Consider the following 13,697-nt stretch of genomic DNA (forward strand, 5'->3'; position numbering starts at 1 on the left):
AAGCGGAAACCCCTCGATACGGAGGCTGCCATGAACGAACTCGATCCGATCGTCGGCAACTGGTATCTGGATCTGGAAACCGATCAGAAATTCGAGGTCGTCGCCGTCGACGAGGATTCCGGCGCCATCGAAATCCAGTACCACGACGGCAACATCGACGAACTGGACTTCGACGCCTGGCAGGAGCTGAACCTGGAACCCATCGAGCCCCCGGAGGACTGGGCCGCCCCCCTGGACGACGTGGAGCCGGACGACATTCCCTATTCGGAGATGGGTCTGGAGGAGGGCGGCGAGGAATGGGAGGACGGGGACTTCCCTGCCCGCGGCGATGACGACGCCTTCCACGAAGAGCGGGAATGAACGGCCGTTTCCCCTCCGAATACCGCCAGCGCATCCGCAACCGCCTGGCATTCCTCTACGGCGAGGCGCAGGCCGACGCGCTCACCGACCACCTGTTGGAAAAGCTGGCCGGCTTCGCCCCGGAAACCCATCCGGCGCCGCCCTCGCTTTGGCGCGAGCGCGACCTGCTGCTCATCACCTACGGCGACAGCATCCGCAGCCGGGATGAAACGCCGCTGCGCACCCTGCACCGGTTTTTGACCGCGCATCTGGGCGATGCGGTCAGCAGCGTCCACATTCTGCCCTACTTCCCCTACAGCTCCGACGACGGTTTTGCGGTCATCGACTATCTGCGGGTCAATCCCGCACTGGGCGACTGGCCCGACGTGGAGGCCATCGCCCGCGACTTCCGCCTGATGACGGATCTGGTCATCAACCACGTCTCCAGCCGGCACGCCTGGTTCCAGAACTATCTGCGCGACCTGGACCCGGGCCGCGACTATTTCATCGAAGTCGATCCCGGCACCGATCTGTCACAGGTGGTCCGCCCCCGCACCACCCCGCTGCTGACCCGTTTCGAAACCGTGCGCGGCCCGCGCTGGCTCTGGACCACCTTCAGCCCGGACCAGATCGACGTCAACTTCCAGAACCCCAAGGTCCTGTTCGAATACCTGGACATTCTGCTGTACTACCTGGGCAAAGGCTCCCGGATGATCCGCCTCGACGCCATCGCCTACCTGTGGAAGAAGATCGGCACCCCCTGCATCCATCTGCCGGAAACCCACGAGGTGGTCAAGCTGCTGCGGGACGTGGTGGCGCAGGCGGCCCCGGACACCCTGCTCATCACCGAAACCAACGTCCCCCACCGGGAGAACATCAGCTATTTCGGTCAGGGGGACGAGGCCCACGTGGTCTACCAGTTCCCCCTGCCGCCCCTGGTGCTCCACGCCCTCTACACCGGCGATGTCGGCTATCTCAACCATTGGGCGGCGAACCTGGAACCGCCGCCCCCGGGCTGCACCTTCCTCAACTTCCTCGCCTGCCACGACGGCATCGGCCTGCGGCCCCTGGAGGGGATCGTCCCGCCCGAGGAGATCGACCGCCTGGTGGCCGGGATGCAGGAACTGGGCGGGCTGGTTTCCTGGCGCGCTACCCCCGACGGCGGCCGCGCCCCCTACGAGCTCAACATCGCCTGGTTCAGCGCCATGCAGGGCACCGCCAAGGGCCGCGACGGCCTGGCCGTCGAACGGCACCGCTGCGCCCACGCCATCATGCTGGCGCTGCAGGGCATCCCCGCCTTCTACATCCTCAGCCTGCTGGGCACCGAAAACGACCGCGAAGGCGTCGAGCAAACCGGCGCCCCCCGGGCCATCAACCGCCACAAATGGGACCTGGACGCGCTCCAGGCCCGCCTGGCCGATCCCCACTCCCCCCAGGCCCGTGTGTTCACCGAGCTGCGCCGTCTGGCCGGACTACGCCGCCGGCAGCCAGCCTTCCACCCCGACGCCCCGCAGCAGGTCCTCGACCTGGATCCTGCCATCTTCGCCGTCCGCCGCCAGACGGAAAGCCAGACTCTGCTGGCGTTCCACAACGTCACCGCCACCCCCCGCCTGATCCCGCTACCCGGCGGCCAGTGGCACGAGCTGTTGAGCGGCGAACGGGTGGAGGCGGAAATCGCCCTGCCGCCCTATGGGGTAGCTTGGCTGGCGCTGGCCTAGGCGTTGTCCTCCTCGACCGCCTGGTAAAGCCGTTCGAGGAAATCGGGCAGAGCGCTCACCACCCGGTTCCAGCTGGGAATGAAAGGGGTTTCCATCGGGTTTTCCAGAAACTGTTCGCCGGCGAGCCAGATGTGCTGGGCGAACAGTTCCACCATCTGCTCCTCGGCGTGACGGTCGAAAGCCAGGCCGTTGATGCGGGCTTCGCTGTAGTAGCGATCGACGAAATCCAGGGCGATGCGGTAGTAGGTGGCCTTGAGGGCGCGAAAGGTTTCCTGGTGGAGGACACAGCCCATGGTCGCCAGTTTACGGTAGAGCGCCTTGCAGATGTCCATGCTCATCTTCGCCAGGCCGGCCTCCGGATTGTCCTGGGACACCGGCTGGTGCTTGTGGTCGTAGGCGTCGGCGATCTCCACCTGACAAAAATGGCTGTGGGCCTGGTTGCGGTGGACTTCCGACAGCACCCCGATCTCCAGGCCCCAGTCGCTCGGGATGCGGATCTCCCGCACCACGTCCACGCGCATGGAGAACTCCCCCGCCAGGGGATAGCGGAAGCTGTCGAGGAATTCCAGATAGTCCAGCGGGCCGATGACGGTCTTCAGCGCCCGCACCAGGGGCGTCAGCATCAGCCGGGTGACGCGGCCGTGGATGCGGCCGTCGGCGACGCGGTAGTAATAGCCCTTGCAGAAACGGTAGTTGAGGGCCGGATTGGCCACCGGATAGAACAGTCGCGCCGGCATCTCGCGGCTGTAGGTGAGAATGTCGCAATCGTGCAGGGCGATGACGTCGGCCTTGCCGGAGGCGATGACGTAGCCGTAACAGTACCAGACGTTGCGTCCCTTGCCCGGCTCCTGGGGCGCCAGCCCCTGGGAGGCGAGCAGCTGGTCCAGTTCCCGCAGGCGCGGCCCGTCGTGCCACAGGATGCGGTGATGCTGGGGCAGGCGGTCGAAAAATTCCCGGGCGTGGCGGAACTGGTCCTCGTCGGCCCGGTCGAGTCCGATGACGATCTCGTTCAGATACGGCACCTGGGCCAGTTCCTCCAGGATCGCCGGCAGCGCCCGGCCTTCCAGCTCCGAATACAGCGACGGCAACACCAGCGACATGGGCCGGTGGCGGGAGAAGCGGATCAGCTCCTCCTCCAGATCCTCAAGCGGCCGGTCCGACAGACGGTGCAGCGTGGTAACGACGCCGTTCTGAAAGAAATCTCCCATTCACTCCTCCCCGTTACATCCCCAGCCGGTCAAAACACGTCTTCATACAGCTCACCCATGCCGATGGTCAATTCCAGGGCGGCCAGCGGGATCTCCCCGTCGTCGGCGTCGTAGCCGTGCAGCAGCCAGTCGTCACCGAAACGGCGATAGACATCCACCGCGATGCGATTCGGATCGATGAGCCAGTATTCCTGCAGATCGGGCGACTGGCGGTAGCAATGGAACTTGCGGCCGCGGTCGAAAAGCTCGGTGGAAGGGGAGACCACCTCGGCGACGAACAGGGGGTGACGCTTGTAGAGGCGCTCGTCCCGGTCGCGCCGGTCGCAGGTGACGAACACGTCGGGATAGAAGAAGGCGTCGGCGGCATCGATGCGCAGTTTCATGTCCGCCATGAAGGTGCGGCAGGGGGTGCCGCGCAATTTTGCCTTCAGGAAACTGGCCAGATTCAAGGCCACGATGTTATGGCGGTCGGTGCCGCCTACCATGGCCCAGATCTCACCGGCCAAGTATTCGTGCTTGATCTCGAAGCTTTTCTGCTCGAAGTCGAGGTATTCCTCAGCCGTGAGCCTGGATTCTCGCTTGACCGCGGTCATCGCACGCCTCCGCAGACGTTTGCCGCCATTCTAACAGTTTGGGACGGAGAAAACGGCCGGTATGGGAAGCCGGGTTTTCCGCCACCTGCCACGGCGTTCCGGCGGCGATCACCCGGCCGCCGCCGGCCCCGCCCTCCGGGCCCAGATCGACGATCCAGTCGGCGGTCTTGATGACATCAAGGTTGTGCTCGATGACGATCACGGTATTGCCCTGGTCGCGCAGGCGGTGCAGCACCGCAAGGAGCTGGCGGATGTCGTGGAAATGCAGGCCGGTGGTGGGCTCGTCGAGGATGTAGAGGGTGCGGCCGGTGTCGCGCTTGGACAGCTCGCGCGCCAGCTTGACCCGCTGGGCCTCGCCGCCGGAGAGGGTGACGGCGTTCTGCCCCAGGGTGATGTAACCCAGCCCCACGTCCATCAAGGTCCGAAGCTTGCGTGCGATGACCGGCACCGCGTCGAAGAAGCCCAGGGCCTCCTCCACGGTCATTTCCAGAACCTCGTGGATGGTCTTGCCCTTGTAGCGAATCTCCAGGGTTTCGCGGTTGTAGCGCTTCCCCTTGCAAACGTCACAGTGGACGTAGATGTCCGGCAGGAAGTGCATCTCCACCTTGATGACGCCGTCCCCCTTGCAGGCCTCGCAGCGCCCGCCCCTGACGTTGAAGCTGAAGCGCCCCGGGGTGTAGCCGCGGGCGCGGGCTTCGGGGGTGGCGGCGAACAGCTCGCGGATGGGGGTGAAGAGGCCGGTGTAGGTGGCCGGATTGGAACGGGGCGTGCGGCCGATGGGGCTCTGGTCGATGTCCACCACCTTGTCCAGATGCTCGAGGCCGTCGATGCCGTCGCAAGGCGCCGGGGTCAGGTCGGCGCCGTTGAGGCGGCGAGCCACTGCCGGATACAGGGTGTCGTTGACCAGGGTGGACTTGCCGGAACCGGAAACGCCGGTGACACAGGTGAACAGGCCGACGGGGAAGGCCACGTCGATACCTTTGAGATTGTTGCCGCGGGCACCGCGCACCACCAGCTGACGCTTGGGGTCGGGCGGCCTCAGGGAATTCGGCACCTCGATGCGTTCGGCCCCACTCAGATAGCGGCCGGTGAGGGACTCGGGCACGGTGCAGACGGCCTCGGGCGGGCCTTCCGCCACCACCCGTCCCCCGTGAACGCCGGCGCCGGGACCGATGTCCACCACGTGATCGGCGGCGCAGATGGCGTCCTCGTCGTGCTCCACCACGATCACGGTGTTACCCAGATCGCGCAGGTGGATCAGGGTGTCGAGCAGGCGCTGGTTGTCGCGCTGGTGCAGGCCGATAGAGGGCTCGTCGAGGACGTACATCACCCCCACCAGCCCGGCACCGATCTGGCTCGCCAAGCGGATGCGCTGGGCCTCCCCGCCGGAGAGGGTGTCGGCGCTGCGGTCGAGGCTCAGATAGTCGAGGCCGACGTTGACCAGGAACGACAGACGGGTGCGGATCTCCTGGACGATCTTCTCCGCCACCCGGCCGCGCCGCCCCGGCAGGCGCAGATCCTCGAAAAAGGCCAGACAGTCGCGGATCGACAGGGCGGTCAGCTGCGGCAGACTGCGGTCGGCGACGAAGACGTGGCGCGCCGCCAGGCCCAGGCGGGTGCCGCCGCACTCGGGACAGGGCCGCGAGGCCAGATACTTGGCCAGTTCCTCGCGCACCACGTTGGAATCGGTCTCCCGGTAGCGCCGTTCCATGATCGGGATCACCCCCTCGAAGGGATGGCGCTTGACCTTGCCGCGGCTGCCGAAGTAGCGGAATTCGATCACCTCCCCGCCGCTGCCGTGGAGGATCACCCGGCGTACGGCCTCGGGCAGCTGTTCGAACGGCATTTCGAGATCGAACCCGTAGTGGGCCGCCAGGGAGCGCAGCAGGGCGAAGTAGAAGGCGTTGCGCCGGTCCCAGCCGCGGATCGCCCCCGCGGCCAGGCTCAGCTTGGGATTGGGGACGATCTTGTCGGGATCGAAATAGGGCTGCATCCCGAGGCCGTCACAGGCCGGACACGCCCCCTTGGGATTGTTGAAGGAGAAGAGGCGCGGCTCCAGTTCCTCCAGGGCGTAGCCGCATTCGGGACAGGCGTACTGATCGGAGAAGGTCAGCACCTGGGTGGGATCGTCCATACTCACCACGGTGACGATGCCGCCGGTGAGCTTGAGGGCGGTTTCCAGGGATTCGGCCAGCCGCGGGCCCAGATCGTCGCGGATGCGGAAGCGGTCCACCACCACCTCGATGGTGTGTTTTTTGCGCAGGTCCAGCCGGGGCGGGTCGTCCAGGTCGTAGATCTCACCGTCGATGCGGGCCCGGATGAAGCCCTGGCCGCGCAATTCCTCCAGCAACTGCACGTATTCCCCCTTGCGCGCGCGCACCACCGGCGCCAGCAGCATCCACCGGCTTCCCGCCTCCAGGGCGAGGATCGCGTCCACCATCTGGCTGACGGTCTGGGCCTCCAAAGGAAGGCCGTGTTCGGGGCAGCGGGGGGTGCCGGCGCGGGCGAACAGCAGGCGCAGGTAGTCGTAGATTTCCGTCACCGTACCCACGGTGGAACGGGGGTTGTGGGAGGTGGATTTCTGCTCGATGGAGATCGCCGGGCTCAAGCCCTCGATGTGGTCCACGTCGGGCTTTTCCATCATCGACAGAAACTGGCGCGCATAGGCCGACAGCGACTCCACGTAGCGGCGCTGCCCCTCGGCATACAGGGTGTCGAAGGCCAGCGACGACTTGCCCGAGCCGGACAGCCCGGTGATGACGATCAGCTTGTCGCGGGGCAGATCCAGATCGATGTTCTTGAGGTTGTGGGTGCGGGCCCCACGAATGCGGATGTGATCCATACCGGCTCAGAGCATCTCCATCGGCATCAGCAGTTCGTAGAGGATGTGGACCCCGATCCCGGCCACCCCAGCGCCGAGGTAGCGGAGCCACCGGTCCCCGGAAGGCAGGCGCTCGGCGGTCAGGCCGATGGCGACCCCGGTCAGGTGCATGGCGACGGTGCCGGTGACGAAGCCGAGGGTGAACCAGACCGGCTCGGCCACTTCCGGCATCTCGGTGCCGTGGGCATGGCCGTGGAAGATGCCGAAAAAGCCGGCCAGCCCCAATCCCACCGCCACGGGGATGTGGCCGTGGGCCGCCAGGGCGATGCCGAGCAGGATCACCGACAGGGTGATGCCCAGCTCCACGAACGGCCAGTAAATCCCCAGAATGCCCAGGACCCCGCCCAGAATCATGCAGCTGACGAAAGCCGCCGGCACCAGCCAGATCGCCCGCCCACCGAGCTGGGCGCTGAGAATGCCGACGCTGACCATCGCCAGCAGATGGTCCAGCCCCAGAATCGGATGCAGCAGCCCCGAAGTGAAGCCGCTGCCGCCGGCGGCATGGGCCTCGGCCAGCCCCGGCAGCCACAGCAGACAGACGATCGCAGTACGCAGCAAATCCCGTTTCAACACAACCGGTCCCCCTACATCGAAATCGACCATTTTAACAAGACTGTCCCGGACCGGCGCCGTTCCCCTTCTGTTAAAATGACCCGATCCATCGACCAACCGAACACCCATGACCCGAACCGAAAAACGCGCCGCCGTCGGTCTGGCGCTGATCTTCGCCCTGCGGATGCTGGGGCTGTTCATGATCCTGCCGGTGTTCGCCCTGTTTGCCGGCGAGCTGGAAGGCGCCACCCCCAAACTGGTGGGGCTGGCCATCGGCGCCTACGGCTTCACCCAGGCACTGCTGCAGATTCCTTTCGGGCTGCTGTCGGACCACATCGGCCGCAAAACCGTGATCGCCGCCGGCCTGCTGCTGTTCGCTGCCGGCAGCGTGGTGGCCGCCGAGGCCCACGACATCTGGCAGGTGATCGCCGGCCGCGCCCTCCAGGGTAGCGGCGCCATCGCCGCCGCGATCATGGCCCTGGCCGCGGACCTGACCCGGGAGGAACAGCGCACCAAGGTCATGGCCATGATCGGCATGAGCATCGGCCTGGCCTTTGCGGCGTCGATGGTGGCCGGCCCGGTGGTGGGTCACTGGCTGGGATTGTCCGGCCTGTTCTGGAGCACCGCCGCGCTCGCCGTGCTGGGGCTGATCATCCTGGTCACCGTGGTGCCGACACCGACGGTGGTACGCTTCCATCGAGATGCCGAGGTCCAGCCGGCCCGCTTCACCAGCGTGCTGACCCATGCCGACCTGCTACGCCTGGATTTCGGCATCCTGTGCCTGCACGCCATGCTCACCGCCACCTTCATCGCCGTGCCGCTGGCCCTGAAACAGTACGCCGGCCTGCCGCCGCTGCGCCACAGTTATGTCTATCTGCCGGTGATGGCGGCGTCCATCGTGCTGATGGTGCCCCTGGTGATCGCGGCGGAAAAGCGCCACAAGATGAAGGTGGTGTTTCTGACCGCCATCGGCCTCATCGCCCTGGCCCAGCTCGGCCTGCTGCGCTACCACACCGAGCTGGCCGGCATCGTCGCCGGGCTGCTGGTGTTCTTCACCGGCTTCAACTTGCTCGAGGCGCTGCTGCCGTCGCTGATCTCCAAGACCGCGCCGGTGGATCTCAAGGGCACCGCCATGGGGGTGTATTCCAGCAGCCAGTTCTTCGGCGCCTTCCTCGGCGGCGCCCTGGGCGGCTGGGTCCACGAACACTACGGGCTGGCGGCGGTGTTCGCCGCCTGTGCCGCCCTGGCGGGCCTGTGGGGCCTGGTCGCCCTGGGGATGAAACCACCCCGGCCGGTGAGCAGTCTATTGCTGCACGTCGAGGTGAGCGACCGGCGTCAGGCGCAGAAACTGGCCCACAAACTGCGCAAGCTGCCCGGCGTGGTCGAGGCGGTGGTGGTCCCGGAAGAAGGGGTCGCCTATCTGAAGATCGACAAACAGCGGGTGAACCGCGAGCGCCTGGAAGCCCTGGTCGCCCGCTTCGCCCCCTCCTCCCCCGAACCCCAACCGATGGAGAGTTGAACCATGGCCTCAAGAGGCGTCAACAAAGTCATCCTGCTCGGCAACCTGGGCGCCGACCCGGAAACCCGCTACATGCCCAGCGGCGATGCGGTCACCACCCTGCGCGTCGCCACCAGCGAAACCTGGAAGGACAAACAGACCGGCCAGCAACAGGAACGCACCGAGTGGCACCGGGTGGTGCTGTTCGGCCGCCTGGCGGAAATCGCCGCCGAATACCTGAAGAAGGGCCGCCAGGTCTATATCGAGGGCCAGCTGCGCACCCGCAAATGGCAGGGCCAGGACGGCCAGGACCGCTACACCACCGAAATCGTCGCCCGCGAGATGCAGTTGCTCGGCGGCCGCGGCGGCGACAGCGGCAGTGCCTCGTTCCCTGCAGGCGACCACGGCCAGCCCGCCCCGCGTCCCCAGGCCCCGCAGCGGCCGGCGGCGCAACCGGCCCCGAGCGCCCCGCCTGTGGACGACGGCTTCGAGGACGACGACATTCCGTTCTAGGACGGACCGCGCCATCGGATGGATATCCAGCCGGTTCCCGGTTTCACCCATCCGGTCAGCTCCCTCACCCACCTGATCGGCGCCGGGGTTTTCGCCCTACTGGCGGTTCCCCTGTGGCGCCGTTGTGGCGGCTGCCGGCTGTGCCGCATCACCACGGCGGTGTTTTCCTTCACCGTGGTCCTGTTGCTGTCCATGAGCGGCGTCTATCACCTGCTCGCCACCGAAGGGACGGCCCACGAAGTGTTCCTGCGTCTCGATCACGCCGCCATCTTCGCCCTCATCGCCGGCAGCTTCACGCCGCTGCAGCCGCTGTTCTTCCGCAGCGGCTGGGGGCGCTGGGGGGTGTTGGCGCTGGTGTGGAGCCTGGCCATCGCCGGCATCGCGCTGAAGGTGACCTTCTTCGACGCCATCCCGGAAGCCCTGGGGCTGAGCCTGTATCTGGGGCTGGGCTGGCTGGGGCTGGGATCGGGCATCGCGTTAGGGCGGCGTCACGGCTTCCGCTTCATCGCGCCGCTGGTGTGGGGCGGGCTGGCCTACACTCTCGGCGCCGTCGCCGACTTCGCCCGCTGGCCGACGCTGGTGCCGGGCGTGGTCGCCCCCCACGCAGTCATGCACCTGGGGGTTCTGGGCGGGATCGGCTGTTTCTGGTGGTTCTTCTATAGCCGCCTGCCGCAGCGTCACCCGGCCCGGAAACCGTTGGTGATGGGATAGCGCCGGTCACGCCCGAAGGCCCGCGGTGTGATCCGCACCCCGGGCGGGGCCTGGCGGCGCTTGTACTCGTTGCGTTCCACCAGGTTGACCACCCGCCGCACCACCGCTTCGTCGAAGCCGGCGGCGACGATTTCCTCCACCGACAGGTCCTGCTCCACGTACATCTCGAGAATCGGATCGAGCACCGCATACGGCGGCAGGCTGTCCTCGTCCTTCTGATCCGGGGCCAGCTCCGCCGAGGGTGGCCGCACCAGCACCCGCCCGGGGATGATCTCCCCTTCGGCGTTGATGTGCTCGGCCAGGGCGTAGACCTTGAGTTTCATCACGTCCTTGATCGGCGCGAACCCCCCGGCCATGTCGCCATAGAGGGTGGCGTAACCGACGCTCATCTCGCTCTTGTTGCCGGTGGACAGCACCAGGCGGCCGAACTTGTTGGAGATCGCCATCAGGGTGACGCCGCGGCAGCGGGCCTGGATGTTCTCCTCGGTCACATCCCAAGGTCTGCCGGCGAACTCCTTTTCGAGCATTTGCAAAAACGCCTGGAAGGCCGGCTCGATGGGGATGACCCGGTAGTTCACTCCCAGATTGTCGGCCAGGGCGCGGGCATCGGCCAGGCTGATTTCCGAAGTGAAGCGCGAGGGCATCATCACCGCTTCGACGTTCTCCGCCCCCAGGGCTTCGGCCGCCAGGCACAGCACCACCGACGAGTCGATGCCGCCGGACAGGCCCAGCACCGCACCGTTGAAACCGTTCTTGCGGGTGTAATCGCGAATCGCCAGGACGATGGCCCTACGGATGCTGGGGATTTCCCCGGCCACCGGCGTCACCAGCCCCCCCTCCGGCACGACCCGTTCCCCGTCCCAGCGGAACTCGGCCACCTCCAGCGCCTCCTCGAACTCCGGCAGCCGCCGCACCACCCGGCCCTCCCAGTCCATCACGAAGGAGGCGCCGTCGAACACCAGTTCGTCTTGGCCGCCGATCTGGTTCACGTACGCCACCGGCACCCCGGTGGCGGCGATGCGGGCGTGAACCGTGGCTTCGCGCTCGGCGATCTTGCGGACGTGGAAGGGGGAGGCGTTGAGGTTGACGACGAGGCGGGCGCCAGCGCGCACGCTGGCCTCCACCGGGCCGGGATGCCAGATGTCCTCGCAGATCGACAGCCCCACCGGCACGCCTCGGATGAGGCACAGGCCCGGTTCCTGGCCCGGCTGGAAATAGCGTTTTTCGTCGAAGACCCCGTAGTTGGGCAGGCACCGCTTGCGGTAGAGCAGCCGGATCTCGCCGTCGCGCAGAACCGCGGCACTGTTGTACAGCCGCCCGTCGCACCGTTCGGGAAAGCCGACGATCAGCTCGATCCCGCCCACCTGACGGCGGATGCGCTCGAGGCCGTCTCGGCAGGCGCGGAGGAAATCCGCACGCAAAAGCAGATCCTCGGGCGGATAGCCGGACACCGCCAGTTCCGTGAACACCGCCACGTCGGCCTGCAACGCGTCGCGGGCCCGTTCGGCGGCGGCGACGATCTTGGCGACGTTGCCGTCGATGTCCCCCACCAGATAATTGAGCTGGGCCAGCGCCACGCGCAGCCGGGTCATGACAGCGCCTCCTTCATGCGCCGGCCCATGTCCGTGGGAAGATCCACCACGGCGACTCCGGCCCGGCGCAGGGCCGTCACCTTGGCCTCGGCGGTCCCCCGCCCGCCGCTGACGATGGCGCCGGCGTGCCCCATGCGCCGACCGGGGGGCGCGGTGCGGCCGGCGATGTAGGCCACTACCGGCTTGGTGACGTGGTGTCGGATGTATTCGGCCGCCATTTCCTCCTCCTCGCCGCCGATCTCCCCCACCAGGATGATGCCACGGGTTTCCGGGTCGGCTTCGAACAGGGCCAGGGCGTCGATGAAGGTCATGCCGTGGATGGGATCGCCGCCGATGCCGATGCAGGTGCTCTGACCCAGTCCCTCGCGGGTGGTCTGCCACACCGCCTCGTAAGTCAGGGTACCGGAACGGGAGACGATGCCGACGCAGCCGCGGCGGTGGATGAAACCGGGCATGATGCCGATCTTGCATTCGTCCGGGGTGACGATGCCGGGACAGTTGGGACCGATGAGGACGCAGTCGTAGTCCTTCAGCGCCGCCTTGACCCTGAGCATGTGCAGGGTGGGAATGCCCTCGGTGATGCATACCACCAGGCGCAGGCCGCAATCGGCCGCCTCCAGGATGGCGTCGGCGGCGAACGGGGGCGGAACGTAGATGACGCTGGCCTCGGCGCCGGTTTCCCGCACCGCCTCGCGCACGGTGTCGAACACCGGCAGCCCCAGATGGGTCTGACCGCCGCGCCCCGGCGTCACCCCGCCGACCAGCCGGGTGCCGTATTCCAACGCCTGCCGGCTGTGGAAGGTGGCCTGTCTGCCGGTGAACCCCTGACAGATGACCCGGGTGTTGCGATCGACCAGCACGCTCATGACAGTTCTCCTTTGGCCGCGGCGACCACTTTCCGGGCCGCCTCCAGCAGATCGGCGGCGGGGACGATAGCCAGTTGCGCCTCCTGCAGCAGGCGGCGGCCGGTGTCGGCGTTGGTGCCTTCCAGGCGCACCACCACCGGCACGCTGACGTGCACTTCGCGGACCGCGTCGATCACGCCTTCGGCGATCAGATCGCAGCGCACGATGCCGCCGAAGATGTTGACCAGAATGGCCTTGACCTTGGCGTCGGAGAGGATGATCTTGAAGGCCTCGGCGACCCGCTCGGCGGTCACCCCGCCGCCCACGTCGAGGAAATTGGCCGGCTCGCCGCCGCACTGTTTGACCAGGTCCAGGGTCGCCATCGCCAATCCGGCGCCGTTGACCATGCAGCCGATGTCCCCGTCGAGGGCCACGTAGCTGAGGCCGTGTTCGCGGGCGCGGCGCTCCTTCTCGTCCTCCTGGGTAGGATCGCGCAGGGTTTCGATGTCGGGGTGGGCGTACAGGGCATTGTCGTCGAAATTGAGCTTGGCATCGAGCGCCACCAGATCGCCGTCCGCCGTCACCGCCAGCGGATTGAGCTCGATCTGGCTGGCGTCCTTGTCCCGGAACAGCCGCTGCAAACCGTCGAGGATCTGGACGAAGCGGCGGGCCTGGGCGGCGTCGAGCCCCATGGCGAAGGCCATTTCCCGTCCCTGGTAGGGCTGAAAGCCGGCGGCCGGATGGAGGTGGAAGCGCCGGATCGCCTCCGGCTGCCGGCGCGCGACCTCCTCGATGTCCATGCCGCCGGAGGCCGAACCGACCACGCCGATGCGCTCAGCGCTGCGGTCGATCGTCAGGCTGAGATACAGCTCGCGGGCGATGTCGGTGGCCCGCTCCACCAGCACCCGATGGACCGGCAGGCCGCGGGCGTCGGTCTGGGCGGTCACCAGACGCTTGCCGAGCAACCGGGCGGCGGCTTCGGCCACTTCCTCGGGCGTGCGGGCCAGCACCACGCCACCGGCCTTGCCGCGGGCGCCGGCGTGAATCTGGGCCTTGACCAGCCAGGGTCCGGGAGACAGCGATTCGGCCGCCTGCCGCGCCGCCGCCGCGGTTTCGGCCACCTCCCCTGCCGGTACCGGAATGCCATATTCGGCCAACAGGGACTTGGCCTGATATTCGTGGATGTTCATGGCAAGCCGCCTATAATTTGCAAAGTGTCACCATTCTATGCCAACACCCGCATCGAG

The 13,697-nt window shown here is 67.0% G+C and carries 12 protein-coding genes; 5 read left to right on the forward strand and 7 right to left on the reverse strand.

The annotated features are described in order from the left end of the window. Positions 1 to 30: 30 nt before the first annotated feature. A complete protein-coding gene (locus MIN45_RS01375) occupies positions 31 to 360 on the forward strand; it encodes a DUF6763 family protein (protein ID WP_286292883.1) in 330 nt (109 codons plus the stop codon). Further along, positions 357 to 2,057, forward strand: a complete 1,701-nt coding sequence (locus MIN45_RS01380; protein WP_286292884.1) for an alpha-amylase family glycosyl hydrolase — start codon at positions 357 to 359, stop codon at positions 2,055 to 2,057. The genes MIN45_RS01375 and MIN45_RS01380 overlap by 4 nt, the downstream gene beginning before the upstream one ends. On the opposite strand, the gene MIN45_RS01385 is transcribed toward MIN45_RS01380, so the two are convergent. The 4 genes from MIN45_RS01385 to MIN45_RS01400 are packed head-to-tail and all read right to left on the reverse strand — an operon-like array spanning position 2,054 to position 7,297. Beyond that, positions 2,054 to 3,265: a glycosyltransferase family protein gene (locus tag MIN45_RS01385; RefSeq protein ID WP_286292886.1), complete on the reverse strand. Its 1,212-nt coding sequence runs from the start codon at positions 3,263 to 3,265 to the stop codon at positions 2,054 to 2,056. The genes MIN45_RS01380 and MIN45_RS01385 overlap by 4 nt on opposite strands. A 29-nt stretch (positions 3,266 to 3,294) precedes the next feature. Then, a complete protein-coding gene (locus MIN45_RS01390) occupies positions 3,295 to 3,858 on the reverse strand; it encodes a Uma2 family endonuclease (protein ID WP_286292887.1) in 564 nt (187 codons plus the stop codon). Then, positions 3,821 to 6,700, reverse strand: a complete 2,880-nt coding sequence (gene uvrA / locus MIN45_RS01395) for an excinuclease ABC subunit UvrA (RefSeq protein ID WP_286292888.1) — start codon at positions 6,698 to 6,700, stop codon at positions 3,821 to 3,823. The genes MIN45_RS01390 and uvrA overlap by 38 nt, the downstream gene beginning before the upstream one ends. Positions 6,701 to 6,706: 6 nt before the next feature. Continuing rightward, the gene (locus tag MIN45_RS01400) at positions 6,707 to 7,297 is read right to left on the reverse strand and encodes a HupE/UreJ family protein (protein WP_286292889.1); all 591 of its coding nucleotides are present in this window, start codon (positions 7,295 to 7,297) and stop codon (positions 6,707 to 6,709) included. 121 nt (positions 7,298 to 7,418) lie between these two features. Here MIN45_RS01400 and MIN45_RS01405 point away from each other — a divergent pair, with 121 nt between their 5' ends. From MIN45_RS01405 to trhA, 3 genes are read left to right on the forward strand one after another with little or no spacing between them, the layout of a single operon-like run. Beyond that, positions 7,419 to 8,810 (forward strand): MFS transporter, encoded by a 1,392-nt coding sequence (locus MIN45_RS01405; RefSeq protein ID WP_286292890.1) that lies wholly within the window; start codon positions 7,419 to 7,421, stop codon positions 8,808 to 8,810. 3 nt (positions 8,811 to 8,813) lie between these two features. Then, positions 8,814 to 9,302, forward strand: a complete 489-nt coding sequence (ssb, locus tag MIN45_RS01410) for a single-stranded DNA-binding protein (protein ID WP_286292891.1) — start codon at positions 8,814 to 8,816, stop codon at positions 9,300 to 9,302. A gap of 18 nt (positions 9,303 to 9,320) precedes the next feature. Then, a complete protein-coding gene (trhA, locus tag MIN45_RS01415) occupies positions 9,321 to 10,013 on the forward strand; it encodes a PAQR family membrane homeostasis protein TrhA (protein WP_286292892.1) in 693 nt (230 codons plus the stop codon). On the opposite strand, the gene MIN45_RS01420 is transcribed toward trhA, so the two are convergent. The 3 genes from MIN45_RS01420 to sucC are packed head-to-tail and all read right to left on the reverse strand — an operon-like array spanning position 9,980 to position 13,640. Next, positions 9,980 to 11,605 (reverse strand): NAD+ synthase, encoded by a 1,626-nt coding sequence (locus tag MIN45_RS01420; protein ID WP_286292894.1) that lies wholly within the window; start codon positions 11,603 to 11,605, stop codon positions 9,980 to 9,982. The genes trhA and MIN45_RS01420 overlap by 34 nt on opposite strands. Continuing rightward, entirely contained in the window at positions 11,602 to 12,471 is an 870-nt protein-coding gene (sucD, locus tag MIN45_RS01425) for a succinate--CoA ligase subunit alpha (protein ID WP_286292895.1), read from the reverse strand. The genes MIN45_RS01420 and sucD overlap by 4 nt, the downstream gene beginning before the upstream one ends. Then, on the reverse strand, positions 12,468 to 13,640 hold the full coding sequence (gene sucC / locus MIN45_RS01430) for an ADP-forming succinate--CoA ligase subunit beta (RefSeq protein WP_286292897.1): 1,173 nt from the start codon (positions 13,638 to 13,640) through the stop codon (positions 12,468 to 12,470). Before sucC ends, sucD begins: the two co-directional genes overlap by 4 nt. Positions 13,641 to 13,697: the final 57 nt, after the last annotated feature.

The sequence above is a fragment of the Methylomarinovum tepidoasis genome (assembly GCF_030294985.1).
GTDB classification, from domain to species: domain Bacteria; phylum Pseudomonadota; class Gammaproteobacteria; order Methylococcales; family Methylothermaceae; genus Methylohalobius; species Methylohalobius tepidoasis.

Coding starts and splice junctions, on each gene's coding strand:
- uvrA (WP_286292888.1), bottom strand. CDS start 6,700: ATGGATCACATCCGCATTCGTGGGGCCCGCACCCACAACCTCAAGAAC.
- sucC (WP_286292897.1), bottom strand. CDS start 13,640: ATGAACATCCACGAATATCAGGCCAAGTCCCTGTTGGCCGAATATGGC.
- MIN45_RS01390 (WP_286292887.1), bottom strand. CDS start 3,858: ATGACCGCGGTCAAGCGAGAATCCAGGCTCACGGCTGAGGAATACCTC.
- sucD (WP_286292895.1), bottom strand. CDS start 12,471: ATGAGCGTGCTGGTCGATCGCAACACCCGGGTCATCTGTCAGGGGTTC.
- MIN45_RS01420 (WP_286292894.1), bottom strand. CDS start 11,605: ATGACCCGGCTGCGCGTGGCGCTGGCCCAGCTCAATTATCTGGTGGGG.
- MIN45_RS01385 (WP_286292886.1), bottom strand. CDS start 3,265: ATGGGAGATTTCTTTCAGAACGGCGTCGTTACCACGCTGCACCGTCTG.
- MIN45_RS01375 (WP_286292883.1), top strand. CDS start 31: ATGAACGAACTCGATCCGATCGTCGGCAACTGGTATCTGGATCTGGAA.
- ssb (WP_286292891.1), top strand. CDS start 8,814: ATGGCCTCAAGAGGCGTCAACAAAGTCATCCTGCTCGGCAACCTGGGC.
- trhA (WP_286292892.1), top strand. CDS start 9,321: ATGGATATCCAGCCGGTTCCCGGTTTCACCCATCCGGTCAGCTCCCTC.
- MIN45_RS01405 (WP_286292890.1), top strand. CDS start 7,419: ATGACCCGAACCGAAAAACGCGCCGCCGTCGGTCTGGCGCTGATCTTC.
- MIN45_RS01380 (WP_286292884.1), top strand. CDS start 357: ATGAACGGCCGTTTCCCCTCCGAATACCGCCAGCGCATCCGCAACCGC.